4 protein-coding genes are annotated in these 4,775 nt (G+C 61.5%); 3 read left to right on the forward strand and 1 reads right to left on the reverse strand.

The annotated features are described in order from the left end of the window. Positions 1–329: 329 nt before the first annotated feature. Positions 330–2,645 (reverse strand): carbamoyltransferase HypF, encoded by a 2,316-nt coding sequence (hypF, locus tag VAE57_RS08155; protein ID WP_322821388.1) that lies wholly within the window; start codon positions 2,643–2,645, stop codon positions 330–332. Positions 2,646–2,850: 205 nt separating this feature from the next. Here hypF and VAE57_RS08160 point away from each other — a divergent pair, with 205 nt between their 5' ends. The 3 genes from VAE57_RS08160 to hypB are packed head-to-tail and all read left to right on the forward strand — an operon-like array spanning position 2,851 to position 4,761. After that, on the forward strand, positions 2,851–3,720 hold the full coding sequence (locus tag VAE57_RS08160; RefSeq protein WP_322821389.1) for a DUF1641 domain-containing protein: 870 nt from the start codon (positions 2,851–2,853) through the stop codon (positions 3,718–3,720). Between the two features lie 4 nt (positions 3,721–3,724). Beyond that, complete coding sequence (hypA, locus tag VAE57_RS08165) at positions 3,725–4,069, forward strand: hydrogenase maturation nickel metallochaperone HypA (RefSeq protein ID WP_322821390.1); 345 nt, start codon at positions 3,725–3,727, stop codon at positions 4,067–4,069. Next, on the forward strand, positions 4,066–4,761 hold the full coding sequence (hypB, locus tag VAE57_RS08170; protein WP_322821391.1) for a hydrogenase nickel incorporation protein HypB: 696 nt from the start codon (positions 4,066–4,068) through the stop codon (positions 4,759–4,761). The genes hypA and hypB overlap by 4 nt, the downstream gene beginning before the upstream one ends. Positions 4,762–4,775 lie beyond the last annotated feature (14 nt).

Here is a 4,775-nt window from a genome sequence, read left to right on the forward strand (position 1 = left end):
CTCCCCTCGCCCGCCGTGCGGGAGAGGGGTTGGGGGTGAGGGCGCTCCCCCTCGCCCGCCGTGCGGGAGCGGGGGCGGGGGTGAGGGCGCTCCCCCCTCACCTCACCCCCCAGCCCCCGCTCCTCTCCCCGGTGGGAGAGGAGCGGGGGCGGATGAAGGGCGTGCTCTCTATTAGGGGAAGTGTTGAGCGCATGCTCCCCTCGCCCGCCGTGCGGGAGAGGGATTGGGGGTGAGGGCGCTCCCCCCCGCCCGCCGTTCGGGAGAGGGGCCGGGGGTGAGGGCGCTCCCCCTCGCCCGCCGTGCGGGAGAGGGGTTGGGGGTGAGGGCGACTACCTCATCGCCATCACTGCACCGGCAACTACGACCTGACCGAGCGCCAGGCCGCCGTCGTTTGGCGGTGCCAGGCGGGGGATCAGGACGGTGAAGCCATCGGCGGTGAGCAGTGCGGTGAGGGTTTCCAGCAGGAACACGTTCTGGAAGACACCCCCACTTACCGCGACGGTTGTGAGGCCATGCTCATCACGCACGCGCCGGCAGGCCATCAATAAACCATGGGCTACTCCCTGGTGTACGCGCCCGGCGATGGCTGCCGGCGCTACCCCTCGCTGCATGTCATCAACCAGTGCCGCTAGCAGCGCGAGACCATCCAGCACAAAAGGCTCCTGGGCGGACGCCGCTTCACGGATCGGCAGCGGATAGGGCGGCTGGTCGTGATCGGCAATCTGTTCCAGGAGAATGGCCAGCTCCCCTTCGTAGTGCGCTGTTTGCCCGATCCCCACCAGCACCGCCGCTGCATCGAACAAGCGTCCCAGGCTCGATGTCCGTGGCGTGTTGAGCGAGCGTTCTATCATGCGGGCCAGTACTGTCCAGGCAGAACGATCAAGCTGTTGGACGAGTGGTAATGAAAGCTGCCAGAAGTCGGTGCCGTAGATCGTTGATAATGCCGCCGCTGCCACCCGCCACGGCTGGCGTACCGCCTGTTCACCGCCGGGCAGCAGCAGATGTCCCAGATGCCCGACCCGCCGGTAATCGGCACAGGTCGCGATGAATATCTCACCACCCCAGACCGTGCTATCAGGCCCGTACCCGCTGCCATCCGCCGCCAGACCAATCACCGGCCCATCCATGCCATATTCGGCCAATACCGCAGCAATGTGTGCGTGGTGATGCTGTACGCCGATCTTGTGCGGAATCGCCATCGCCAGGGCAGCCTGCGTGGCCAGGTAGCCGGGATGGAGATCGTAGGCAACCACTTCCGGCTGGATGTCAAACAGGCGCTGAAAGTGGGCAATGCCTTCGTGGAAGGAACGCAGGGTCGGGAGATTCTCCAGATCGCCGATGTGATGGCTCAGGAAGACCTCTCGTCCACGACCGAGAGCAAAGGTATTTTTGAGGTGACCACCGCAAGCGAGGATCGGGCAGGGGAGTGCGCTCGCCAGGGTGATCGGTGCCGGGGCGTAGCCCCGTGAACGCCGGATCAGCAATGGCCCACCGGCGGCCACTCGCACGACGCTGTCGTCACAACGCATGTGGATCGGGCGATTGTGACTCAGCATCGCATCGGCAATTGGGCTTAAGCGTTGTACGGCATCGTCGTCTTCATACGCAATCGGTTCATCACTCAGATTACCGCTGGTCAACACGATTGCCGACGGGCGGGTTGAGCCGGCTACACTGGCGTATTCAGCCAGTAGCAGATGGTGCAGCGGCGTGTACGGGAGCATAATCCCCAGCGTCTGCATCCCCGGCGCAACCGAAGGGGCAACCGGTGCGTCTGGACGGCGGGGTAACAGCACAATCGGACGCACGGGACTGGTCAGGATGGTATGTGCTACTGGATCGATGAAGCAAAGGTGGGCGGCGACGGCTTCATCGCGCACCATCAGCGCCAGTGGCCGTGCTTCGCGCTGCTTGCGCTGGCGGAGACGGCTTACCGCCGTTTCATCATCAGCAGCACAGGCCAGATGGTAACCACCCAATCCCTTCACAGCCACGATGTCGCCGTTTGCCAGAGCTGTGGCTGCCGCGATCAGCGGATCGGTTGCTTCACCCGACCAGCGCAGGTGCGGCCCACACGCCGGGCATGCCGTCGGCTGAGCGTGAAACCGCCGGTTACGCGGGTCTTCATACTCTGCCCGGCACTGGGCGCAGAGGGGGAAGGTTCGCATCGTGGTGTTGACACGGTCGTAGGGCACATCGAGCACAATCGTAAAGCGGGGGCCACAATTCGTGCAGTTGGTGAACGCATACCGATAGCGGCGGTCGGCAGGATCGTTGATCTCGCGCAAACAATCGGCACAGGTGGCAGTATCGGGAGCGATCAGGGTGCGTCGCTGCGGTTGAGCCTGGCTGGTCGCAATCACAAAGCTGCGCTCACCAACCAGTGCTAGCGGCTCAACACTCACCTGATCGATCCGGGCCAGCGGAGGAGCCTCTGTGCGCAGGGCATGCACGAACGTATGCAGGGCATGCTCATCGCCCTCGACTTCTATCGTAACCCCGTTGCTATCGTTGCGCACAAAACCGGCTAAACGCCAGCGGTCGGCCAGACCAAACACAAATGGCCGAAAGCCGACCCCCTGCACAATACCGCGCACACTGATCCGCCAGCGCCGCTGCTGAGGATTGTTCGCTTCGCCTGTCATGAGTGATGCCCATCATCTTCGTGCTACCGACTGCTGGTACTACTGTAGCACAACCCAACCCGCAGAACGACTAACGACAACCGACGGTTGTGAAGTTGTAACTTGAGTTATACATCAGTAATTCTTATGCTTCGTTCAAGCAGTCACTTTTTTCGCTTGTATTACCGCGATTCGTGTTCGCTACCACTATTGAGCGAGGAGCGCAATGACCAGCAATGGCGCTACGACCACGGCTCACGCCGACCGTCCGTTAAACGCACATGCGTTACTCGAACGACTCAACGAACCGCAGACGGCTGCCGCCCTGCACCGGCTGCTAGATCACGCCGAACTGCTGGCTTTTTCGGTCGGCGCAGTGGATAGCCTCTTACAACGGGGTGACGTCATCGCCGACAACGTTGCTGCCGGCGTTCACGAATTGCGTACCGCTTTCCCCGATGATGGCGGCGCCCTGGCTGCCCAACTGATGCGACTGTCACGGACGCTCCCGCAATTGACTACGACTGTTGAGCAGTTGGCAGCGTTGACGGCACAGCCGGCATTTCAGCGCCTGCTCGCAACCGTAAGCAAACCTGATACGCTGGCCGCGCTTGATCGTCTGCTGGCGCAGAGTGAACTGCTGGCTTTCCTGGTCAGTGCGCTCGATCACCTGCTGGTGCGCGGTGATGAGCTGACCGAAAATATCCGAGTGGCGGTCGAAGAGCTGCGCACAACAATGAATGATCGCACGATCACGGCTGATAAGCTGATCGATGCCTTCATCGCGTTCCTGCCCTACTTCCCCCGCCTGGTGGCTGTCGCGCCCAACTTCATCGAGGTAATCGAGCGGATCGAGCCGTTTATCGCCTCGGCAGAGTTCGACGCACTGCTCGATTCGGGCGTGTTCCATCCCGATACGGTACGGCTGGTTGGGGAAGCGGGTGATGCCTTTGTCGCCAGTCACGAGGCGGTGCGCCAGGAGCCGAAACCAATTGGCCTGTTTGGTCTGCTCCGGGCGTTGCGCGATCCCGATGTACAACGCGCTGCCGGGCTGATTGTTGAATTCGGTCGTCGTTTTGGTCGTTCGCTGAAATAGGCTGATGCACGAACTATCGATTGCGCACAACATCGTGACGATTGCCAGCAATGCTGCGGCAGAAGCGGGAGCAGAGCGAATTAGCGCCGTTCACCTGCGGATCGGAGCCCTCGCCGGGGTGGTCGCCGATGCGCTTCGCTTCAGCTTCGCCATCGCCGCCGAAGGCACACCGCTGGCCGGGGCTGACCTGATTATCGAAGAGGTGCCGGTGGTCGTCTTTTGCCCGGATTGCAACGCCGAAGTGACCCTGGCCAATCCGCGACTATTCCGCTGTCCGCAGTGTAATCGCCCCTGCGGTCAGATTATCCATGGACGCGAGTTAGAACTGGTTGCACTGGAGACACCATGACCTACGAGACAAAACGGCTGATCGAAATTCGCCAGGGCGTGTTGAACAAGAACGATCAACTCGCTGCCGCGTTGCGACACCGCTTTCACGCCGCCGGCGTGACGGTTGTCAATCTGCTGTCCAGTCCTGGCGCCGGCAAAACCAGCCTGCTCGAAGCGACGATGCGCATGATGCTGGCCGAATGCCGGGTCGCGGCGCTGGTCGGCGATCTGGCTACCGACAACGATGCCCGTCGGCTGGCACGCAGTGGTGGGCTGGTACGACAGATTCAGACCGGCGATATGTGCCATCTTGAAGCCGACATCGTTGCCCGCCATCTCGCCGATTGGGACCTCAACCAGATCGATCTTCTCTTTATCGAGAACGTTGGGAATCTGGTTTGTCCCGCCGGCTACGATCTCGGCGAAGCGGTGCGCGTGGTCCTGCTCTCTACAACTGAAGGTGAAGATAAACCGTTGAAGTATCCGGCGACCTTTGCCACCGCCGATGCGGTCATCCTGACCAAGATGGATCTGGCAGAACCGGTGGGGTTTGATCGGGTGAGTGCCGAGAATAATATTCGCGCTGTTAATCCTCTCGCCCCGATCATTGCCACCTCTGCCCGTAGCGAGGCCGGCCTGCAAGAGTGGTTAAACTGGCTACGAGACCAGATGCGAACACGATCATCAAACGCAAAAACCCCATCGGCGTAGAGCTGTTTTTGATA

It is taken from the genome of Chloroflexus sp. (assembly GCF_034434295.1).
Taxonomy (GTDB): domain Bacteria; phylum Chloroflexota; class Chloroflexia; order Chloroflexales; family Chloroflexaceae; genus Chloroflexus.